The 21214-nt window shown below is 59.6% G+C and carries 14 protein-coding genes and 1 tRNA gene; 9 read left to right on the top strand and 6 right to left on the bottom strand.

Annotation, left to right across the window (positions count from 1 at the left end; translation table 11 throughout):
- Positions 1 to 21: 21 nt before the first annotated feature.
- Positions 22 to 4170, bottom strand: a complete 4149-nt coding sequence (locus H0921_RS06555) for a PVC-type heme-binding CxxCH protein (protein ID WP_194537259.1) — start codon at positions 4168 to 4170, stop codon at positions 22 to 24.
- A gap of 594 nt (positions 4171 to 4764) precedes the next feature.
- On the opposite strand from H0921_RS06555, the gene H0921_RS06550 reads away from it, so the two are divergent.
- Both H0921_RS06550 and mutL read left to right on the top strand, forming a co-directional pair.
- Positions 4765 to 6171: a sigma-54-dependent transcriptional regulator gene (locus H0921_RS06550; RefSeq protein ID WP_194537258.1), complete on the top strand. Its 1407-nt coding sequence runs from the start codon at positions 4765 to 4767 to the stop codon at positions 6169 to 6171.
- A 228-nt stretch (positions 6172 to 6399) separates the two neighbouring features.
- Positions 6400 to 8439 (top strand): DNA mismatch repair endonuclease MutL, encoded by a 2040-nt coding sequence (mutL, locus tag H0921_RS06545; protein WP_194537257.1) that lies wholly within the window; start codon positions 6400 to 6402, stop codon positions 8437 to 8439.
- A gap of 122 nt (positions 8440 to 8561) precedes the next feature.
- Here the strand turns inward: mutL and H0921_RS06540 are convergent.
- Both H0921_RS06540 and H0921_RS06535 read right to left on the bottom strand, forming a co-directional pair.
- Positions 8562 to 8634: transfer RNA gene (locus H0921_RS06540), tRNA-Phe, on the bottom strand.
- Positions 8635 to 8819: 185 nt separating this feature from the next.
- Positions 8820 to 10100, bottom strand: coding sequence for a hypothetical protein (locus tag H0921_RS06535; RefSeq protein ID WP_194537256.1), 1281 nt, complete (start codon positions 10098 to 10100; stop codon positions 8820 to 8822).
- 422 nt (positions 10101 to 10522) lie between these two features.
- Between H0921_RS06535 and proC the strand changes: the two genes are divergently transcribed.
- The 5 genes from proC to H0921_RS06510 all read left to right on the top strand — a co-directional run bounded on the left by proC (position 10523) and on the right by H0921_RS06510 (position 14885).
- A complete protein-coding gene (gene proC, locus H0921_RS06530) occupies positions 10523 to 11383 on the top strand; it encodes a pyrroline-5-carboxylate reductase (protein WP_194537255.1) in 861 nt (286 codons plus the stop codon).
- Between the two features lie 85 nt (positions 11384 to 11468).
- Positions 11469 to 13010, top strand: a complete 1542-nt coding sequence (gene guaA, locus H0921_RS06525) for a glutamine-hydrolyzing GMP synthase (protein ID WP_194537254.1) — start codon at positions 11469 to 11471, stop codon at positions 13008 to 13010.
- Positions 13011 to 13038: 28 nt separating this feature from the next.
- Positions 13039 to 13281, top strand: coding sequence for a hypothetical protein (locus tag H0921_RS06520; RefSeq protein ID WP_194537253.1), 243 nt, complete (start codon positions 13039 to 13041; stop codon positions 13279 to 13281).
- 113 nt (positions 13282 to 13394) lie between these two features.
- The gene (locus H0921_RS06515) at positions 13395 to 13820 is read left to right on the top strand and encodes a hypothetical protein (RefSeq protein ID WP_194537252.1); all 426 of its coding nucleotides are present in this window, start codon (positions 13395 to 13397) and stop codon (positions 13818 to 13820) included.
- Between the two features lie 393 nt (positions 13821 to 14213).
- The gene (locus H0921_RS06510; RefSeq protein WP_194537251.1) at positions 14214 to 14885 is read left to right on the top strand and encodes a tetratricopeptide repeat protein; all 672 of its coding nucleotides are present in this window, start codon (positions 14214 to 14216) and stop codon (positions 14883 to 14885) included.
- A 159-nt stretch (positions 14886 to 15044) separates the two neighbouring features.
- On the opposite strand, the gene H0921_RS06505 is transcribed toward H0921_RS06510, so the two are convergent.
- The 3 genes from H0921_RS06505 to H0921_RS06495 form a co-directional block, all read right to left on the bottom strand.
- Positions 15045 to 15884, bottom strand: a complete 840-nt coding sequence (locus H0921_RS06505; protein ID WP_194537250.1) for a dihydroorotate dehydrogenase electron transfer subunit — start codon at positions 15882 to 15884, stop codon at positions 15045 to 15047.
- Positions 15885 to 15982: 98 nt separating this feature from the next.
- Entirely contained in the window at positions 15983 to 16786 is an 804-nt protein-coding gene (locus H0921_RS06500) for a pseudouridine synthase (protein WP_194537249.1), read from the bottom strand.
- A gap of 275 nt (positions 16787 to 17061) precedes the next feature.
- Positions 17062 to 18429, bottom strand: coding sequence for a Gfo/Idh/MocA family protein (locus H0921_RS06495; RefSeq protein WP_228499125.1), 1368 nt, complete (start codon positions 18427 to 18429; stop codon positions 17062 to 17064).
- Between the two features lie 214 nt (positions 18430 to 18643).
- Between H0921_RS06495 and H0921_RS06490 the strand changes: the two genes are divergently transcribed.
- Both H0921_RS06490 and H0921_RS06485 read left to right on the top strand, forming a co-directional pair.
- Positions 18644 to 19597, top strand: a complete 954-nt coding sequence (locus H0921_RS06490) for a DUF4261 domain-containing protein (RefSeq protein WP_194537247.1) — start codon at positions 18644 to 18646, stop codon at positions 19595 to 19597.
- A gap of 239 nt (positions 19598 to 19836) precedes the next feature.
- On the top strand, positions 19837 to 21090 hold the full coding sequence (locus H0921_RS06485) for a tetratricopeptide repeat protein (RefSeq protein WP_194537246.1): 1254 nt from the start codon (positions 19837 to 19839) through the stop codon (positions 21088 to 21090).
- The last annotated feature ends 124 nt before the right edge of the window (positions 21091 to 21214 follow it).

Here is a 21214-nt window from a genome sequence, read left to right as displayed (position 1 = left end):
TACCACCTGGCGGGTAGCCGATTATTTTTTCTCCGTCTTTTTTTCCGGGGCGGGCTGAGATGGATAGACTTCCAGGCGGAGGTCTTTGAAACGGATTTCCATAGGTCCGCCGCTGTGAATTTGTAGCCCGATGACTCCCCGGCGTGCGAGTTTGTCATCGGTGTAGTCAGTGCACAATTGGCCGTTGATCCAGATGCGAACGCGGGGGCCGATGGCTTCGATGACGTAGTCGTTCCAGTCCTCCGGCTTGACGTATTTTTCTCCTCCTTCCTTGGCAAGTAAACCTCGCCCGCTTTCCTCATAGAGTTTACCCCACCAGCCAGCGCCGATGTCGGCTTGCGGCCCGCGCATCTCGCCATCCGGCAGGAGGACGCTGCGGAATTGAATACCGCTGTTCTCCTTATTGGGCACCAGTTTGACCTTGAGGGACAGCTTGAAGTCTTCCACAGCCAGTTGCGATACGAGGAAATTGTTGCGCTTCAAGCCCGTTTTTGTTCGGCCCACGATGGCCCCTTCCTCCACCGTCCAGAGGGTGCGGTCGCCGTCCCAGCCGGTCAGGTCCTTGCCATTGAAGAAATCCTTGGCATTGTCGGGTGTGGCGAGCATGGGCACCTGTTGGGTCGTTTGCAAATAGGCGATGAGGCAGCGGAACTCCCATTCGCTCAGTTGCCGCAGGATGTCATCCGGCATCATCGACTGCTCGGAGGGCTTGCGCTCTACGATGTCTGCCACGGGAAGCGTGAGCAGTTCGCGTTCAGTTTGGATCGTCAGAACACCGTTATTCTCTGTCTTGATAATACCGATGATAGTGCGATCGTCGCTGGTGACGATGCGCGTGGCGGCGTATTCCTTGGGGATAACCGCACTGGGATCGAGGATGTTTTCCAGGAGATAATCCAGGCTGGAGCGGTTTGCCCCCGTGATTTCCGGTCCGACCTGTCCGCCAACTCCGTAGAGGACGTGGCACTGCTGGCAGGTTTTGGCGAAGATCGCACGCCCCAGGATGGGATCGCCAGGCGGCGAGGCGTTGAGCCGAGCACGCCATTGTGCGATGAGCGCTTTGCGCTCGGCTGGCGAATCGCGGACGATGCCCCACAACTCGGCGATTTGGCGGTCTAAGGATGCGTCCTTATAGCTGCGAAGCTGGCGGATGATTTCCGCTGGGACATCGCTGGCAGGAATTTTGCGTGCGGCGATGGCAGCCATCAACTCCCTGGCGAAACTGAGGCGGGAGGCCAGAGTGGCGAGGACTTCACGCTTTTCGGCCAGAGTCAAGCGGGGATAGTGCAGGAGCAAGACGGCAGGCGTTTGGGGATGATCCCAGGCAGCCAAGGCCCGGATGGCACTGGCTCGCAAAGATGGTTCCGCCACGGCCGCATGCAACAGAGGAATGGCTTCGGCATCTCTAGCATCGACCAAAGCCGTCAGAGCGGACAGGCGTGCGCCGGCGTCCGCCTGTGGGTCGGCCAACACTTTCCGCAGGAGGGTGAGGGCGGATTTGTCTCCGAAGGTGGCAGCCAATGCCAGGGCTTGTTGCCGCACGGCGCTGTCGCGCGCCCGCAAGAGCAGTTCCAAGGCTTGAGGCCACCCCTCCGGCATAGGAAGTTGCCGCTTGCCCCGTGCTGCTTCCTGCAAACCGCGGAGATATGCCCCGCGCTGCTCCTCTCCCGGTGCTTGGACCAGATGCTGCACGAGCAGGCGTAAGGCTTCCGGAGTGCCCAGGGCACCAACACGGCGGGCGGCACATTCCTGGACGAAGGGGATTTTTCCTTCCGCTGCCAACCGTAGGCCATCCGCCGGCTGTCGTGCGACGTAGGGTTCCAAAGCGTACCAGTACAGGTAAGGCAGGTTCGGGTCGCTGGCATCCTCCGCGTGGGCTAGCCAACGTGGCATCAAACGGGGTAGGGCGGGCACATATCGGGAGGGATCGCGCAGCACCACTGAGACCAGAGCACGCCGCACGATGGGGGAGGTTTCTTGGGGACCGTACAGATCGTTGAGGTCGCCGCTCGTCAACCATGCGGGTAGGCCGTTTTCACAAGCCAGCAGGATGGCCCATGCCCGGATGTGGGGGTCGGCATCCTGCAAGGCTTGCTTGAGCAGCGGGCATCCATCCGGGTGGACCTGGTGCAGCGTCCACCAGGCACGCAGTCGGATGGTTGGCTCAGGATGCCGGCTGGCTAGCGCGACCAAATGCCGATAGGCTTGCTCCTCCAGCAAGCAATCTTCCGGGCAGGCGGGTCGGTCCGCTTGCAGGCTTCGCTGATAGGCTCGCTCTTGCAACAAGCGGCGAGCCATCCGGGCATACCAGTCGTTGCTGTGTTCCTGATATTGCACGAGTTGCAGGTCGCTGCAACGGGACAGGTCCAAACCCACTACCGGGCGGGTTCCCTGATAGCTGATCTTGTAAATGCGTCCGTTCGTGCGGTCCCATTTCTCCGGTTGCGGCAAGTGGCAAATCTGCTTGTCGTACCAATCGAGCAGGTAGGCATTGCCATCCGGCCCGCTCTTGATGGCGACGGGGATGAACCAGCGATCGTGGGAGAGCAGAAAGTCCGGCTGACGATTGGCAACATAGCCGCTGCCCTTGGGGGTGATTATGTCCACATTGAGCCGGTGGCCGTGCAGATTGCCCATGAACAATTTGCCCCAGTATTCTTTCGGCCACGCGCCGCCCTGGTAGCACATCAGGCCGCAATGGGCATGTCCGCCGCCGGCGCTATCGGAGCGGTTGTTTCCTCCATGAGGAGTGGGACCAACGTAGTGCCGATGCACGGCGATGGTTTTAATGTCGTCGTAAGTGTAAGGGTTGAAGTGCGTCCCTGCCTGGCGGTGATAGCGACCCCCTAAGACGATGTGCCACATGTGCGGAATGACGCAGGCTTCACAAAAGAAATCTCCCCAAGCGTTGTAATCCAATCCCCAGGGATTGCTGGTTCCGTGGGCCACGACCTCGAAAACATGGCGGGTTGGATGGTAGCGCCAGATGCCGGCGTTGATTGGAATGCGATCTTTATCCGGGGTGCCGGGTTTGCCCACGCGGGAATGAGTGAAGACACCGTGGCAGCCGTAGAGCCAGCCATCTGGTCCCCAAATGAAACTGTTGAGCGTTTCGTGGGTATCCTGCCAACCCCAGCCATCTAGCAGGATTTGCGGCGGACCATCGGGCTTGTCGTCACCGTCCTTGTCCGGGATGAATAGCAGATACGGGGCAGCACCGACCCAGACTCCACCGAATCCCACCTCGATCCCCGACGCCAAATTCAACCCTTCTAGGAAAACTGTCCGTTTGTCGTATTTGCCATCTCCATTCGTATCCTCGAAGATAATGATTTTGTCCCCGACGGCTGGCTTGCCTGGCTGGACCGGGATCAGCGGACCCTTTTCCGGCTGGCGTTGAGGATAGGTATAGGCCTCGATCACCCACAGCCGGCCGCGATGGTCCAGGCAAAAAGCGATCGGTTGATGGACATCCGGTTCCCCGGCAAAGAGCGTTACGGAGAAACCGGGCGGTACTGTCATCACCTGAGCTGCCTGTTGGGGGGGCAGGCCGGCATATTTGTACTGATCCGGTGGCGGTAGAGGGTGGTGCTTTGGACGTTCGGGGAAGTTCGGCTTCTGGTCATGAAAGCGGAAATCGTCGAAATTGATGTGCCCCCAATGGCCGCTGTGCCGGTCTACCAGGCGGATGCGAATGTCCTGGCCCACATATTGGGACAGGTCCACCACCACCCGCCGCATATCTTCCTCTTCCAAACCGGATACGCGCAGGATGACATTCGGACCGCAGAGGATTTCCACACAGGTTTCTGGCCAGGGTCCGCCGCCGACTAGGAAGCTAGCCCAGCGATGGGTCACTCGGAAGGGGACGCTGGTGAGCGTACCTGTGGGTTTGTCGCCGTACTTCTCGTATCCGCCGATCCAGTATTCCCCCTGATGCCGGCTGCGCATGTCTCCCCGGCGGCGGCGTACCGTATCTCCGCGAATCGGCTGATCCCGGAAAGCCTCTCCTTCGGCCGCCCAATCTCGCAGATCGCCAGTCTCAAAGTCCAGATTCAAGGGACGGCCATCGGCCGCACGCGGCAGGTGCCCCACCTCGTTATTTCCCGCAGACCCATCGCTGGACTGAGCGGGAGCGAGCAACGCCAATGAGAGGATCCACGGACTCATGCATTACCCTCCGTACGGCTTTATGACTCCTGGGTCGGCCCATGATTTCCTGCTCGCGCCCCTGGGGTATTCCTGTCCTCATTTCAACTCGGCGCGGCCCGGCGGGCCTCCATAGAATATCCCACTGGCATACGATTGCTACAAATATTGCTTCATGAAAAGGGTCATTCTTCCCAGGTCCTGACACCGGCGGTGGCAGTTTTTCCTGGGAATTCCTCGGTCGCGGCAGAGGTCGGCCTGGGGCAGCAGGACCTGTTCGGCCAGCGCTGCATCCAAACTTTCCCCTGTCGTGGCATCACTTCCTAAGATAATAGGGTTTTCTCGTCATGGGGAGTGTTGTTACCTGGATCCGCGGAGAACACCCGCTGTCGGGGGATGTGGCGATCATTCCTGGCGGAACGTCTCCCCAGGGGGATGAATCCCTCACCGTGTCCAGGACTCTCTAAAACAATAGGGGAAGCCGGACAGGGGAAGGGAAGTTAGGCTATTCCTGTTCCTAGGTAGCTAGCGGCGCTGAGGCGCGGGAACAAAAACCAAAAGAATGAGCTAGTGGGAAACGAGGCGGTGGATTCCCAAGTCACGGGGTAGAGGAACATGTCCAGTCCCGAAGAAGCCTTGCGGGTGCTCATCATCGACGATGATGAATTGCTCGCGGAGACTTTGGCGGAAAGCTTAGAGCGCCGCGGTCATAATTGCACCATCTGTTGTAGCGGCCGTGCGGGTCTGGCCCGTCTGGAAACGGAAGCATTCGACATCGTACTGACGGACCTGAAGATGGCGGAAGTGGATGGGTTGGAAGTCGTACGGCGTTGCAAGCAATTGCAGGCGGAAACCGAAGTCTTCGTGATTACGGGTTACGGCGATGTCCGCACAGCAGTGGAGGCGATGAAACTGGGAGCGGCCCATTACTTGCAGAAACCAATCGATTTGGCTGAACTGCGGGCCGTGGTCGATCACGCCGCCGAGCGGATTCGCACTGTGCGGGAGTTACGCCGCCAGTTGGATGAAAAGTTTGGCTTTGAGGGCGTTGTCGGGAACAGCCCGAAAATGCAAAAGGTGTTGCAGCATCTCAAAGCCTACGCTCCGACTTCCGCTTCCGTGCTGATTCTGGGAGAAAACGGTACGGGCAAGGAACTGGTGGCCCGAGCCCTGCACGCCAACAGTCCCCGGCGGGGCAAGCCCTTCGTAGCCATGAATTGCGCCGCTCTAAACGAGAATCTGCTCGATGACGAGATGTTCGGCCACGAAGACGGGGCCTTCACCGGTGCCAAAGGACCTCGCAAAGGGCGCTTTGAATATGCCCATACCGGCACCTTGTTCCTCGATGAAATCGGCGATATGCCCTTATCTTTGCAGGCGAAATTGCTGCGCGTCTTGGAAAACGGCGAGGTGGTACGCATCGGGGCTAATACGCCGATCCGCGTCGATGTGCGGATCATCGCCGCCACCAATAAAGACTTGCAGCAGGAAGTGGAAGCCGGACGCTTCCGCCGGGACCTCTACTTCCGCCTGCGCGTCGGTACCATTCGCCTGCCTAGCTTGCGGGAACGTAAGGAGGATATTCCCCTCTTGGGTGCCCATTTCCTCAAGGAACTCAGCAAGCGTCATGGGAAACCGCTTCCCAAAGTGGCTCCCGCCGTCTGGAAGGCCTTTGAGAACCACGACTGGCCGGGTAATGTCCGGGAACTGAAGAACCTCCTAGAAAATATGCTCCTTCTGGACCAAGATGGCGAATTGACCCTCGACGATCTCCCCGATGATTGCGGAATCAAGCCGGCAGGTCTCGTCCGCAATTCTCTGGCTGCGTGTGGAACCGATGCCCTGATTGGGCGGCCCTTGGAAGAGGTCGAGCGCTACTACATCCTCAAGGCTTTGGAACTGACCCAGGGAAACCGGGAGGAAACCGCCCGCCTCCTTGGCATCGGCGAACGCACACTCTACCGCAAACTCCAGCAATGGAAGCTGGCCGAGAAGAAAACAACCTCCGCCGCCGAGTTGTGACTGAAGACAGATGTGAATGGATAATGCATTTTCCATACGAGAGGATGCCTTTTCTCATCGGGGATGCTTTGAGGCCGTTGTAGAGCACGTTCTGCCGGAATGGACCCAGCAGCGGCAGAGAACAGTTGGCGGCAGGGAGTCAATTAGGGGAATTATTAGGATTCAGGCTGCCCAGCAGAGAGTTGGTACGGTCGTGGAAACTGTGATGTCCGCGTGATGATCCCATCCATGAATCGCATCGAGTTATTGCCGCCGGAAGTGGTGACGAAAATTGCCGCCGGGGAAGTGATCGAGCGGCCGGCTTCGGTGGTCAAAGAATTGCTGGAAAACTCTGTCGACGCTGGAGCCAGCCGGATTGATGTAGCCATCGAAGGCGGCGGCACAGAATTGATCCAAGTGGTGGATGATGGGACGGGCATTGCGGCGGAGGACTTGCCACTAGCCTTTGCCACTCACGCAACCAGCAAGTTGCGAACTGTAGAAGACCTCTTTGCCATTCGTACGCTGGGCTTTCGAGGAGAGGCGTTAGCCTCGATTGGCGGTGTGGCGCAAGTGCTGCTCCAATCCCGAGCAGCGGGTGTGGAGATTGGAGCAGAAATCCAGTGTTGGGGCGGCCAACTCTCCGAGGTACGGCCGTGGAACGGAGCTGTGGGGACGCGCGTGGAAGTTCGCCACCTGTTCTATAACGTCCCCGTGCGGAAAAAATTTCTCAAAAGTGTGGCCACGGAAGTGGGACACATCTGCGAGGCGGTCATCCGCTTGGCCCTCGCCTGCCCCCACCTTCACCTAACGCTCCGGCACAACGGCAAACTCATTTACGATCTTCCCGCCACCGTGGGAATCCCCGAACGAATTGGTTTGTTTTTCGGAGCGGATGTGCGCGATGCCCTCTACGAAGTGGATTCCACAGCAGGACCGATCCGCCTGTGGGGCTATATCGCGGATCCAAGGGTTGATCGCGGCCACGCCAGAATGCAGTATTTGTTCCTCAATGGTCGTTGGTTCCGGGATCGGATGATCACCCACGCCTTGCAAGAGGCCTATCGCGGACTGCTGCTGTCCGGCCGCTATCCCGTAGCCTTTCTGTTCCTGATTGTGCCGCCGCAGCAGGTGGACGTGAATGTGCACCCTACCAAAGCGGAAGTCCGCTTCCAGGACAGTTCGCTAATCTACTCCTTGATCCGTAGCACCATTCAGCGACGCTTGCGCCAGGCCAATTTGGTGCCCGATTGGCAATGGCCCGATGAAGGACCGCCCCCTCCTCCCGCGCCGACGCCTCCAGCGGTTACTGGATCAATAGCGTCGCCGCCAGCTTCCGCTTCGCCGCAGTCTGCTGGTGGATTGTCACCTCGCTACCAGCAAGCCATGCAAACGGTGGCTCCGTGGGAAGCTGCGACTCGTGCAGGGCCGCCTGCGGGTCCGACGGCACCCCTGGCTGGTGTAGCCGACTCGAATCCCGTGGAATCAGGCGAAGGACATGCGTCGCCAGCTCCCTCGCTTTTCCCCTCGGGCCAAGAAGAATTTTCTCCTCATGAGCGAATGCCTCACGCTCCCCCTTCCTCTTGGGAGGCCAACTTGGGTTCCGCCCCCTTCTCGGTGGGGCTGACTATTTCTCCCGCACCGCCAGCGGCTCCTTCGGCGGCCGCGCCGAGTCCAGGACCGTCCCCAGAAACTGTCCGCGAGGCTGAAGAGGAACAGATCGGTCCGGCTTTGCAAATCCAGGACACTTATATCGTTCAGGAAACGGCTCAAGGGATGTTGGTGATCGACCAGCATGCCTTGCACGAACGGATTCTCTTCGAGCAATTGCGTCAGCGAATTCTGCAAGGTTCGCTGGAGGTGCAGCCTCTGTTGGTACCGGAGCCAATCGAACTCACTCCGACCGAGGCAGCCCAGTTGCTATCGGTTGCCGACATTCTCCGCACCTTGGGGCTAGACATCGTTCCCTTTGGTGGTAACACCGCGTTGATCCAGAGCTATCCTGCCCTATTGTCGCGCCGGTCGCCGCAGGAGATTGTCCGTGGCATACTGGACTATCTCCTCGCGCACGATCAGCTTCCCAGCCGGGAAGTTCTGCTCTATGATCTGCTGGCGACAATGGCCTGTAAGGCGGCTATCAAGGCCGGAGATCGCCTCAGTCCCGAAGAAATCGCAGCTTTGCTCCGCTTGCGCCGCTGGGCCGAAAAGTCCCACCACTGCCCCCACGGACGGCCCACTACCTTGCTCATCAGTCGTTCCGACCTTGATCGCCAATTCCGGCGAACCTGAAAGGGACGCCTTGAAGGGCACACAGACCTGAGAGGGATACCTCTGAAGAGCACACACAGACCGATGAGACTATGCTGAAGATTTGAGGAGGATCACAACGCATCAGAGGTCACGATGCTAAGTGGGCAGAGCCGGGATCGAACCGGCGACCTAGCGATTTTCAGTCGCTCGCTCTACCAACTGAGCTATCTGCCCAACCGAGTGGTTCAGGTAGTGTTTTATAAGTCTTTCCTGCGGGCGAGTCAACTATGGAACGGATCCGCCCCATGTTTTTGCAGGTCCAATGAAGGACATCCCAAGGAATCCTATCGCCGCCTGCTTCCTTAGCAAAGTAACGCTGGGAAGAGTTGGAACGGGTAGTGCGGGGATAGGGAAAGCGTTCAATCTCCCGCCGCGGGGTGAAAGGCACGAGCTAGCTGGACGAGTAGGACTAGGACGCTGGCCAAGGTGGAGGAAAGCAACCAGGCGCTGAGGGTTTGTGGCTGGCCAAGGAATGTCAGCAGATCGGCACTCCAGAGGCGGCGCTGGGTTGTGGGAGCGTCATCGCGGCAGCGCAAGCGTCTCTCATCTGGAGTGGGCTGAAGTGCCTCCGGCGGGGCCAATTGACCGGTGGTTACTTCCGGCTCCTGCACGGAATATGGGGTATCATCCTCATCCTGATCCTCGAGACGAGCAGTGCGGAGTGGTGCGGGCTGTTCCCGGCGGGAACGGCGTGTTCGTGTGCTCTCTTTTGGGTTCGAGACTGTCCGACGGCGGGGTGGCGCCTCTGCGGGTGAGAAGCGGGAGGATCGGGTGGATTGGCCGGATTCTGACCCCGGAGATGGGGTCAACTCCGAAGATGGAGAATCTTCCTCCGTGTCGATTTCGGCCATGAGGCGGCGGGTGGCAGGGGCGGCCTGAAAGGTTTCACGGCTTTCTTCCTGGAGTGCGTAGCCGCTGATCGCCCCATCAAGAGGCGTTTGGATCGGCGGCAGGTCTGCGATGCGGGGAGGCGGAGGAGCCTTGTTCAGACACGCTTGGGCAGCGGCGGGCAGGTCCACTGGAGTCGGGCGGCGCTTTTTCTTACGCCGCCGTTCCAGCAACGGTTCGACAACAGCCAGGACATAAGCCAAGCGTCCCAACAGGCGGGCATACAAAAACACGCCCAGGGTCAACAAGAACGCTGCCGCGACCGCTATTGGTAGAGAACCTCTTCGCAAGAATGAGCCATACCAGGCAACCGTCAGCAATCCTAGCACGGGAAGACTCAGCAAATAGAAACCAAAGACCAACTGGGGTTTGCGGGCCATGCGGTTGAGTGCGGACAAACTCAGCGGATACCACGGTGATGGGGCAGACAGAGAAGATAATTGCGCGATGGGGAACAGGACCCATAAGGCCAAAGCCACAAGCAGCCAGCGTTCCGTTGATGCCGGTGCCATCAGACTCACGCCGATGTAGACAGGTGCATAGCACAGCCCTAGCAGCCAGGCCACATACCACGCCTTCCAGAAGAACTCCAGGAACGTTTCCCGCATCCAGGTGACTTCCCGTCCCCCGGCGGCTGTGCTCTCCAGGATGGTCAAATAATGATGGGCAACAAAGCCAACCAGGAGGATTCCCGCCATCACACAGCCGGCGAGAGCGGGCACAAAAATCAATGCGTCCAGATTGAGGCCCATAGGAAAACCCTGATCCGATGGGCAAGTTGGCCACCGTTGACCAATGTGGCTCGTCCTTGCCAAAAGAGCTGATACTGTGGATTTACTATATCAGCTCGATACTGCCTCGGGTTGTCAAATTACAGTGTGCCTCTAAGCTCTGAGCGGGGATTGTTGCAAGACATAGTTCTTCCCGATGCCAGGATGATAACGCCGTAGGAAGAGAGCGGCCTATTCGCGACTCTGACCTGATGACAATCGTCACTGCCGGGTAAAGAATGGTATAATAGCACTCTTACCATCCGAGTGGGGGGTGAGGTCTTAAGCGCACAGTAAATTACGTCAGCAATTTGGCATGCTGGTTCCGGGACCTGGATGACAGGTCAACGGAGAACGGGCGATCGAAGCTCTTAGGACACTGTTGGGGTGAGGGGCGTGATACTATGGCAGTCGGTCGTTGGGGTGTGGGTTTTTTAGGAACGGGCCAGATGGCGACAGCTTTAGCCAGCGCCTGGCGCCGTACAGAATGTCTGGACCTATCACGCAGTTGGGCCTGGGATATCCAGGCGGCGGCTCGCGAGCAGTTCGCGCAACGCATTGGGTTGCCGCTGGCTGCCTCCAATCGTGAAGTGGCCTCCCGCTGCGAGTTGCTCCTTCTGGCGGTGAAACCGGGGGATGTCGAGGCGGTTCTCGAAGAGATCCGGCCGGTGCTTCGTCCAGAGCACCTATTCGTGTCGATAGCAGCCGGAGTGCGTTTGCAAACTCTTCAGGACGGCTTGGGAGGACATCGCCGGATCGTACGGGTCATGCCGAATACCGGCTGCCTCGTCGGTTGCGGGGCCTCGGGCATAAGCGCAGCTCCGGAGGTGACACCTAGGGAAGTGGAGCAGGTGGAGGGGTTATTTCGAGCCGTTGGCTACGTGTGTCGCGTGCCGGAGACTCTGTTGGATGCGGTGACGGGTCTAAGTGGTAGCGGGCCGGCCTTTGTGGCCCTCATCGTGGAAGCCTTGGCGGATGGAGGGGTGTTGAGCGGTTTGCCGCGGAACCTGGCTTTGGAACTGGCGGCCCATACGGTCCTGGGGACAGCACGGCTGATCCTGGAAGACGGACGACATCCTGCCCAGATCAAGGATGCCGTGGCGAGTCCCGGTGGAACTACCATCGCGGGCTTGCATGTGCTGGAAAAAGCGGGAGTCCGGGGCGTCCTCCAGCAAGCGGTTTGGATGGCCACGTGCCGGGCTAAGGAGCTGGCCGAGGGGGGGCAAAATCCCTCCACCGCCGAGGGCTGCTTCTCCAAGAAGTGAGAAGCGTCAGGGGGAAACCGGCGATCGTGAAGTCCTCCGTTCCAACGGCGTGATCGGGCCGATGGGCAGAATAGGCATAGAGACTATGAAGGACGAATTGATCCTGATTCTGGATTTTGGTTCGCAGTTCGCCCAGTTGATTGCCCGGCGGGTACGGGAGCAGAACGTTTTTTGCCAGTTGGTCCGGCATGATTTACCGTTGGAGCGGGTCTTGGAACTACGCCCGCGGGGGATCATCTTGTCGGGTGGTCCGGCGAGTGTCAACGAGCCGGGGGCGCCGCGGTGCGATCCGCGCCTTTGGGAATCCGGGATTCCGATTTTGGGCATCTGCTATGGTATGCAGTTAGCAGTGGCGGCCTTCGGCGGCCAAGTAGTGGCTGGGAAAAGCCGCGAATATGGCCGAGCTACGCTGACAGTCCTGGACCGCAATACGCTCTTCCAGGGCTATCCGCTAGAATCCACCGTTTGGATGAGTCATGGGGATAGCGTCAGTGACAGCGCGGGAGAGTTTGAAATCCTGGCCAGTACGGAGCAGTGTCCTTTAGCCGCCGTCAAGCACCGCCGCTGGCCGATCTTCGGCCTGCAATTCCATCCGGAGGTGAGCCATACGCCTCACGGCGGCCAGATTCTAGCCAACTTTCTCCGGGATGTGTGCGGTTGCAGCGGCCGCTGGAAAATGCAAGCGTTCGTGGAGCAAACAGTGGCTCGGCTGCGGGAGCAGATCGGCGACAGCCGGGTCATCTGCGGGTTGTCCGGGGGTGTGGATTCGAGTGTGTGTGCCGCGCTGCTGCTCAAGGCGGTAGGTCCTCAGGTGGCGTGCATCTATGTGGATACTGGCCTGATGCGCGAAGGGGAAACGGAACTGGTGCGCCATACCTTCCGGGACTGGTTTCGGGCGGATCTCCATGTCGTGGAAGCAGGCCAACGGTTCCTTGCCGCTCTCAAGGGGGTGGAGGACCCGCAGGAGAAGCGGCGCATTATCGGCAATCTGTTCATCGAGGTCTTCCGGCAGGAGGCCCGGCAAATCCCCAATGCCCGTTTCCTGGCGCAGGGCACGCTGTACCCGGATGTCATCGAAAGCGGCGGGAGTGCCGATGGCCCCGCGGCCACGATCAAGCTCCATCACAACGTCGGTGGCTTGCCCCAAGAGCTGGGATTTGAGTTGATTGAACCTTTGCGGGACCTGTTCAAGGATGAAGTCCGCAAACTGGGGCTGGAGTTGGGCTTGCCTGAGGAAGTCGTGTGGCGTCATCCGTTTCCTGGCCCAGGATTGGCGGTCCGCTGCCTCGGTGAGGTAACTGAGGAGAAGCTGGCCATTCTTCGCAAAGCCGATGCAATCTTCCTTGAGGAATTACACAAAAGCGGCTGGTATCGCCGAACGTCCCAAGCGTTTGCGGTGCTCTTGCCCGTGCGTTCGGTGGGAGTGATGGGGGATGGTCGAACCTATGAGAATGTCATATGCTTGCGCTGCGTGCAAACTGATGATTTCATGACGGCGGATTGGTCCCGCCTTCCGGAGGATCTGCTTGCCCGTGTCGCCACGAACATCATCAATAAGGTGAAGGGGATCAACCGCGTGGTCTATGATATCAGCAGTAAACCGCCAGCGACGATCGAATGGGAGTGAGGGGGCGGTGCTGGTTGGGGAGGCAGGTATGCGTGTGGATATTTGCTCGCGGGAAGACATGGAAACCCAGGCTCTGCTCTTGCAGGCTTTAGCCGAAATTGGAGCGATCCCGGATCAAGGAGCGATCCTAGACCTCCCCTTAGGTCAAGGACTGCACCGCTTCATCGCTCCAGATGGCATGCTGACCGTTTTCGCCGACGCGTGGGGAGTAGACTTGGAAGGACCGGATGATTTGGTTCAGCGCGTCCAAATGGCCATGGCCAAGGCCTAGCGGATCGTCTGTGCCTGAGAACGTCCGTTAGTCCAGCTAATGGCTGGCTTGCGGCACCACGGCATCGGCCGTTCCTGGCATTGCCATCGACTCTTGCTGAGGAGTTCTGCACAATGATGGCCCTCCCGACTGTGATCACCGGCCTTTTGCTCATCCTTGTGGGTCTGGTTGGTTACTTCGGCGCCGAACCGAATCCCCAGACAGGCAAAGTCAGCCCGACAGCGTTGATTCCGGCAGCGTTCGGGATTGTCCTGGTGATTCTGGGAGGGTTGGCTTTTTCCGACAAACTCCGCAAACACGCGATGCACCTGGCGGCGTTGGTCGGCGTGCTCGGCGTCATCGGCGGTTTCATGCCCATCCTCCGGCAGATCAACAATACAGGCACGTTCGATCCTTTCAAAAAGTCGGCGGTCGCCGGGGAGTTGATGATCCTCATCTGCGCCGTCTTTGTTGGTTTGTGCGTGCGATCCTTTGTACTGGCCCGACTCAGCCGCCAGGCAAAGAACACTTCGCAGAGTGATCTTACCCCATCGGCCTAGGTCTTCAGTTTTTTCTGTGACTCAGGGCCTGGTGACGAGAGCGGCAATGAGAAGCGGGATTGGAGGGAAGGCGAGGATGAGACAATACGGAATGAGAGCGCCAACCCGCTCTGTTTCTGTGCCGACCGTCAATTTCGCTTAGGTTCGGTTCATCCCGTTGAATGCTGATTCCAGCGCGGCATGGTATTACGTGGGAAGCTGTCGCAGGCGGTGAGGGGCTGTCGCAAAACGCTACAGTCCGCTCTTCATGGGGAGAAGATTTTGCTATTTTCTGAATGGAAGCGGCACGGGATTTCGTGCTTGCGAAAAGTGGAACGGTTGGTATATCTTCTCCATCACGGACGCAAAAACCATCGCCCATCTCTGGGTAAACAACTGCAGGAGGCAGTTGGCATGAGCAGGACGCTCACCGTATTCCAAGGGGCTTGGGCGTCGGTTCGGCAGGCTGTTCGAGCGGGCCGTCGGACCGACGCTCTACGTTTATTGCGGCGGTATTTGCATCTGCCGAGCTTGTCCGTGCAGCAGCGTGCGCGAGCGGAAGCCTTAACAGGGCATCTATATCTCTCTTTGGGAGAGTATGCCCGTGCCCGATGGCATCTTCGCCGAGCGGTCATGCTCTGCCCGACAAAGAGCCGGTGGCAGTATTTGTTGGGGTGCGCCTGGGCAGAGGATCCTGTCGGAGGCCATGATCGTGCTGCCCGCTGGTTCTGGCGCGCTTGGCGGCGGAGACCCCAGCACCCGCTCTATCGTTCCGCCTTGGGCGAGGCCTTGATCGGGATGGGGAAGGTCCGCCGCGGCGCCCGTTTGTTGCTTCGAGCTGCTCGGCAAGCCCCAGGAAGCCTGCCGATTTTGCAACGGCTGGTTCGCGGGATGATCCGGGCCGGACGCCCCTCACTGGCCCTGCGCGTGGTATGTGCTGCACGCTTCTTGTGCCGCACACCGATGGCTGGGCAACATGTGGAGGAATGGATTCGCCAACTGCGCTTTGAACAGGCCCGGCGGCATCAACCGCTGTTGCGAAGTGCCATGCGCTATTCCTTGCCTTTTCCCCTCCGGGCGGGCTAAATCGTCTTTCAGATCAGTCAGGAGTGAATGACCCGATCGGGCACAGGACGCGGAATCGCAGCATACTTGGGTCTTGCGAGCGGCCGAATGGCGGCGGGCACTGATTCCGTCGGCTAGCCTTCGGCTAGCCTGCTGCTTGTTGTAGATACCCTGAAAAGATCAGCGCTCCAGAGCGAATGCGTCGTACCACTGGGCTGCCTCGAAGGTGGGACCTTCAAGGCAAACGCGGCGGTAGTCCCAACCCTGCTCGGTTCGGATGCGCGTGACACAACTGAAGCAGGCTCCGAGGCCGCAGGCCATGGGGGTTTCCAGGGAGACAAAGCAGGGGCGTTGCCATTGGACAGCCAGGCGTGCGAGGGAGTGGAGCATCGGTTCCGGTCCGCATCCCAGGAGAATCCCCTCTGGCTGCTCAGCTATGAGCCGGTCGAGAATCGACCCATGCCAGCCCACTGTTCCGTCGTCACTCGCCAGGAACACCTCGGCACCGGCCGCCTGAAAGTCAGCCAGTCCTGCTACACGGGCCGCGGTCCGGACACCGTAGTAGAGCAGCACTCTCGATACGCGTTGTTGAGGGGGAACGCCGCCATACCCTTGGCGTCCGAGCAGATAGCGGGTATAGGCGGGAAAAGGTGTCTGGCCAATGCCACCAGCCACGAGCACTACCTGCTCCACACCGCTGAAATCCGGGAAAGGCTGGCCCAGAGGTCCCCATATCTCTAAGCAGCTTCCTGCGTTCAACTGGCTTAGACGGCCCGTCATCTGACCGACCAACAGATAGACGATATCGAGACCCCAAGGTTGTTGCTGTCCATCGACAACGGTGTCGTAGAGGGCGAAAGGCCGACCTAAGAGCGGGTCGTTGCACTCCGGCAAACGGAGCATCACGAACTGGCCTGGCCGAATCCGGCTAGCAATTTCCGGGCATTCCAGGCGCAGGCGATACGTTCGCTCAGCGAGCGGTTCCTGGAGGAACACACGGGCACGGCGGAGATGGGGCATGACTATTCCCCCGGATGAGCAGGATATTGTCGCTTGAGTCGGGGAGGTCTGATCCAGGGTCTGACATCACGACGGGGAGGTTTGGTGCAGCTCTCACATCACGAGGAGGTTGCCGGCGGCTGGGGACGAGGAGGCGATCGACGGCGGGCGTTCAGGCGTGCCCGTTGCTCAACCAGTTTTTGGCGTGCCCTCTCGACCCATTGACGCAGGGCGGTTAGTTCCTTCGCCGTCAGGGGTCGGGATTTTCCTTTCTTGAGGCGTCCAAGGCGAACCGGGCCAATAGCAATTCGTTTCAGGCGCATCACCTTATGCCCCAATCGGGCCAACATCCGGCGGATTTCTCGATTCTTGCCTTCACAAAGGACGATCCGCAACCACGTGCTATTTCCCTGCTGCCAGAGAGTGTGGACACTTTTGGCGCGCACCTTGCCATCGCTGAGCCAAATGCCCTCCGTGAGGCGTTGCAATTCCTCCCGACTGGGTTTGCCTGCCACTTGGACCAGATAGGTCTTGGGGATGCCGTAGCGGGGGTGCATTAGAGCGGCGGCCAATGCGCCATCGTTGGTCATCAACAACAGCCCTTCACTGGCTTCATCGAGCCGGCCCACCGTGTAAACTCGCTCCTGCACATGGGGGAGCAGATCGATGGCCCGTGGACGCCCCGCTGGGTCATAATTCGTACAAAGAACTCCCGCCGGTTTGTGCAACAGCCAGTACACGGGCCGCTCAGGACGTACCGGCTGTTCATCCACAGCCACGCGATGCACCAAAGGGTCAATCTTCGTGCCCAAAGCGGTGACCACGACACCGTCCACAGTGACGCGACCGGCGGCGATCAATTCGTCACAGTAACGGCGAGACCCCACACCCGCGTGGGCCAGGTATTTGTTGAGACGTTCCATGCTGGCATTGTAGCAACTTTTCCCAAACCTGCGTGGTCCTTCATGACGAAAGTGGGTTTCCTGAACGGGGAAGAAAGGACCGGCCTAGTCCCTTCATGCTTGGGGATAGTTTACCATGTCTAAGGATAGTTTATGCTGCCCGACGAGATCAACGGAGAAATGCCCCACGGGAAGCATAACAGCGAGTATCACGTCATGCTCCGTGGGGCGCTTTCAGGAAAGCACTCGGACCAGGCAGCATTCGGATTTTCGGATTCCGGAAGTGTCTGGTCGGGTCAAGCCAGTTGGCGCCAGGGTTCCCGTCGTTCCCGACTGAGCATCTTGTTGGCCTGCTCATCGTCGAAGCGGTGGGCTTGGGGGTCCCACTTGAGCTTCTTGCCCAAGCGCAAGGCAATGGCGGCAATGTGGCAGACGATTACCGAGCTAGCACCGACATCCACGTCGCAGATCGGCTTTTGCCGGGACTGGACGCACTCCAGGAAGTTGGTCATGTGATTGGTAGGCCGGCTGGGATAGAGTGCGGGCACCTCTTTGAGCGGCTCGAACAGCTTCTTATCCGAGGCCACGAGGAAGCCGCGGCTTACAAAGAGGGTGCCTTCCGTACCGACGACCAGGACGCCGTTTTCACCCGGACTGATGGAGCGTTCCTTGCCGTTGGCATCGACCAGCCCCTTGACTTCCCGGCCGGCTCCGTGGCTGACTTCAACCGGGACGCCATTGGCGTAGGTCAGGCGGACCTTGAAAGTCGGGTGGCAGTTGTAACCATCGCCCCCATCATAAGGCTTGGTCGATTCGATGTGTTCCACCAGAATGGGGCCGCTGCCATCCATGCCGAGCATCCATTGGGCAATGTCGATGTGGTGGGCGCCCCAGTCAGTCATTTTCCCACCGCTATATTCGTACCACCAGCGGAAGTTGTAGTGGCAGTTGGTTTTGTCCTTGTCCTGGCGGTAGGGGACTTTGGGTGTGGGGCCGAGCCAGAAGTCCCAGTCTAACTCCTTGGGAGGATCGACAGCCGGGATGGGGCCGCTGGTGGGATTGGCCCCGATGCGGCATTCCATGTGGGTGATTTTGCCCAGCCGTCCGGCACGCACCAATTCGGTGGCCAAGCGGAAGCGGCCGGCCATTTCGCAACGCTGCTGGCTGCCTGTCTGCAACACTCGCTGGGTCTGGTGGGTCACTTTCTGGAGCGCCAAAGCCTCTTCGACGGTGAGGGTTAGAGGCTTTTCGCAGTAAACATCTTTGCCGTTTTTCAGGGCTGCGATTGCTTGCAAGGCGTGCCAGTGGTCCGGTGTGGCGATGATTACGATGTCCACATTCTTGTCGGCGCACAGTTCCCGGAAATCTTTGTAGGGTTTGACGTTGAAGCCATCCTTCTTGTATTGGGCGACGGCGTAGTCCAGGTGGCGGCCATCCACGTCGCAAACGGCGGTGAAGCGGACATGTTTGTGGCGTTTCGCCTCGGCGTAGAGGGCATTCGAGCGTCGGGGGTTCGGTCCGACACCAATAACGCCGATGTTGACCGTCTGATTCGGGGAGACAGTGGGTGGTTGTTGGGCGGCGCGGGCCTGATCGGCGAAGTACTCGCGGGCATGCCAGGCAGGCAGTCCGGCGGCGGTCAGGGCTGCGATCGAACGGGCCATGAAACCTCGGCGGGAAAGCGTACCTCGTTGCAGCATAGCGGGGTCCCTTTCAGTTGGCGGATGCACACCGAAATTCCGGGAAAGAGCCTGCAAAACGCTCTTGCAGGTCATCCGATGGTGTATGATAGCACAAGTGGAGTGAGAATAGGAAAAACAAAATGACTCGCCGTCGGCCCTCGCCCTGCCGCCACAACCCTAAAAGGAGACTGAAGCTATGGACCTGCTAGAGCGTTTTTTCGGGCGGGGTCAGCATCGGGATGGTGGGCCACCGGTGGCTAATCCACTGCTGGTCGATCCCCCGTCAGTGCAAGTCCTCTTGTCCGCTCATCCCCTGGTTTTGCCCGCCGAGCCAATCCAAGCTGCCCTGCGGGCTTACCATCCGGAGTTGTCTGCCGCGACGGTGGAACTGGCAGAGCTGCCCGCTCAGGATGCCCCGACCCAAGCCCAAGGCAGCCCCTCGGCCGTGGTGGGCCTATTGGCCTGGAAGGACCACGTCATTAAACTGGTCGGCTTCAATGCGCCGATGCCGGCCAGTGCCGTGGAGCGGTGCGTCGCCCCGGCCCATTACCCCGCGGAGATCAAACAGCAGGCCCTTCAGCATGCTACCCATGTTCTACTGTATTACGCCGGTTACGACCCGAATCCGCTGGAGCAGTACGTGGCACTGGTGGCCGCTACGGCAGCTCTGGTTCCCCATGGAGCGATTGTGGCCCTCAACGAGCAGGCCCGCACCTCTGTGCCCGCTTGGGTCTTCCTACCCAACGAAGAGGACCGGGGCGACACCCTCTCAGCCATGCGCTCATTGCCGCTGCCCTTCTTCTACGCGGGATTTGTCAAGATGGAAGTGGCCGGCGAGGAAGGGGTTTGGATGCGGACCTACGGCTGCCACAGCTTCGGCCTGCCGGATCTGGCCATGCGGACCGAAGGGCATCACCGCGGCTCGGCCACGTTTAGTCTCTTCAGCAACATGTTGGACTACTTGCGCTACGAGAGGCAGACGTTTGCCGCCGGCGATACTATTGGGACAAGTGAAGGAGATTACCTCCGCCTCCGCCTGCGGAACTCGGACGAATGGTTCCTCGACGGGGATGAGCCTTTATTTGTCCTGGAACCCCTATCTCCGGAAGAGTTGGCCGCCCTGCAACGCTCCACGCCGGAGAAAAATTGACAGACAACGTTATTGCTCCGTCCCCCGGATTCCATTCCAGCCGGTAGAGCTTTGACGAGGATCACAGTCTGGCGAGACGACCGATGAGGAAGTTCCGCGGCCACCCGTTAGCAGAGAGAAAGGAAGCTTTCCGTCTCCGGCGACAGAGAGCGTTCCCGTTCTTATTCGCCTTAATTTCCCTGACGTACCGGGCGGTATGTCGCCTCTTCGTGCGGTTCGGTGCCGTCGGAGGGGTATTGTTGGGGTTGGGACTGGCGGACGGAGGGGCAGTCCGAGCGGGGGTCCATTATTCTGCGGAAAAGTATGCTCCCCTGCCGAGCCGTTGGCGCGGATTTTTACTCGATCACCGCGCTTTACGAACGATTGCGGCCGAGCGCCCGGCGGACGGTGGTCCTTCCCCGTTGCGTCAGGAGTATGTCACCGCTGCGGGTCATTATCAGCGTTTGGCGAGGCAGCGCCCGCTGACTGCTCAGGAGAGTGCCGATTACGGGGCGGTCCTGATTCGTTTGGGCCGCTGGAATGAGGCCCTGGCGGTGCTGACGCCCGCAGTACGCCGCTGGCCGGACCACTTTGCTTTGCACGCCAATCTCGGCACCGCCTGGCAATTGCAGGGCGAATGGGACCGGGCTATTGAGGCTTTGCAAGAGGCCGTTCGTCTAGCACCTCCCGCCTGGAAGCGTTACGAGGAATATCATCTGAAACTCGTCCGCTTGCGCCGGGCAGAGAAAGGAGGAATCGCGGCACGGGGTGTCGATGATCTCTTTGGCGTGCCCTGGGACGGGCCGGTGGGACCCTGGCCGGAACAGCGCCGGCAGACGCTTCCCCCTGATGCAGTGGCCATTGCTCAGCAACTGGCGTTATGGCTACCCCAGGATGGTCGTTTGCTCTGGCTACTGGCCGAATTGGCTAATGCGGATGGCGAAGTGATTGTGGCGGCGGCCATGCTCGATGGCTGTGTCACGGAGTTTGGCCTCAATTCTCCAGCGCTGAGGGCACGCCGCCTGTTGTTCCGCACGGAAGCTGAAAAACTCCGCCAGCATGCCAAGCATCAGTCCCAGTTTCGTCCCCGTTCCTCCCGCCCATTACTCCAAACCTTCGATGAGCGGCTGCTTCCACCTCCCCGATCGGATGGCCCCACGCCGCTGCCGTGGTCCCTTCTGGCTGCGACGTCGTTCGGTGATCGAGGAGCCGTCCACTTCCCCGACTACCTCCGCCGCTTAGATGGCCAGCTTGTCAGCCTCAACGGCTTTATGCAACCCCTGGGAGATCAACCCCAACCGCAGGAATTCCTCCTGTTGGAATATCCGGTGGGGTGCTGGTTCTGCGAAGCGCCGGAGCCGAACGGGCTGGTATATGTCCGCCTTGCGGCTGGCAGGCAGATCGACAAACGCCGGGACTTGATTCTCGTTACCGGGCGGTTACGCCTCAATCATGACAATCCCGAAGCGTTTCTGTTCGCTCTGGAGGAGGCTGTCGTTGCTCAGCCCCAATAAGCTTTGACGGCAGTGAAACTGGAGGCAGAAGATTTGGAGGTGGAGCCGCACCGCCTCATCGCCGCTTGCACTTCTTGACGCCACGCAACTTGTACAGGCGTGCTTTCCGCCGCTTTTTGTGGCG

Source organism: Thermogemmata fonticola (genome assembly GCF_013694095.1).
Lineage (GTDB): Bacteria > Planctomycetota > Planctomycetia > Gemmatales > Gemmataceae > Thermogemmata > Thermogemmata fonticola.
This window is presented reverse-complemented; position numbering and strand designations above follow the sequence as displayed.

What these genes read in the sequence shown, in the direction of transcription:
- H0921_RS06555 (WP_194537259.1), bottom strand. Translation starts at nt 4,170, where the DNA reads ATGAGTCCGTGGATCCTCTCATTGGCGTTGCTCGCTCCCGCTCAGTCC.
- H0921_RS06550 (WP_194537258.1), top strand. Translation starts at nt 4,765, where the DNA reads ATGTCCAGTCCCGAAGAAGCCTTGCGGGTGCTCATCATCGACGATGAT.
- mutL (WP_194537257.1), top strand. Translation starts at nt 6,400, where the DNA reads ATGAATCGCATCGAGTTATTGCCGCCGGAAGTGGTGACGAAAATTGCC.
- H0921_RS06535 (WP_194537256.1), bottom strand. Translation starts at nt 10,100, where the DNA reads ATGGGCCTCAATCTGGACGCATTGATTTTTGTGCCCGCTCTCGCCGGC.
- proC (WP_194537255.1), top strand. Translation starts at nt 10,523, where the DNA reads ATGGCAGTCGGTCGTTGGGGTGTGGGTTTTTTAGGAACGGGCCAGATG.
- guaA (WP_194537254.1), top strand. Translation starts at nt 11,469, where the DNA reads ATGAAGGACGAATTGATCCTGATTCTGGATTTTGGTTCGCAGTTCGCC.
- H0921_RS06520 (WP_194537253.1), top strand. Translation starts at nt 13,039, where the DNA reads ATGCGTGTGGATATTTGCTCGCGGGAAGACATGGAAACCCAGGCTCTG.
- H0921_RS06515 (WP_194537252.1), top strand. Translation starts at nt 13,395, where the DNA reads ATGATGGCCCTCCCGACTGTGATCACCGGCCTTTTGCTCATCCTTGTG.
- H0921_RS06510 (WP_194537251.1), top strand. Translation starts at nt 14,214, where the DNA reads ATGAGCAGGACGCTCACCGTATTCCAAGGGGCTTGGGCGTCGGTTCGG.
- H0921_RS06505 (WP_194537250.1), bottom strand. Translation starts at nt 15,884, where the DNA reads ATGCCCCATCTCCGCCGTGCCCGTGTGTTCCTCCAGGAACCGCTCGCT.
- H0921_RS06500 (WP_194537249.1), bottom strand. Translation starts at nt 16,786, where the DNA reads ATGGAACGTCTCAACAAATACCTGGCCCACGCGGGTGTGGGGTCTCGC.
- H0921_RS06495 (WP_228499125.1), bottom strand. Translation starts at nt 18,429, where the DNA reads ATGGCCCGTTCGATCGCAGCCCTGACCGCCGCCGGACTGCCTGCCTGG.
- H0921_RS06490 (WP_194537247.1), top strand. Translation starts at nt 18,644, where the DNA reads ATGGACCTGCTAGAGCGTTTTTTCGGGCGGGGTCAGCATCGGGATGGT.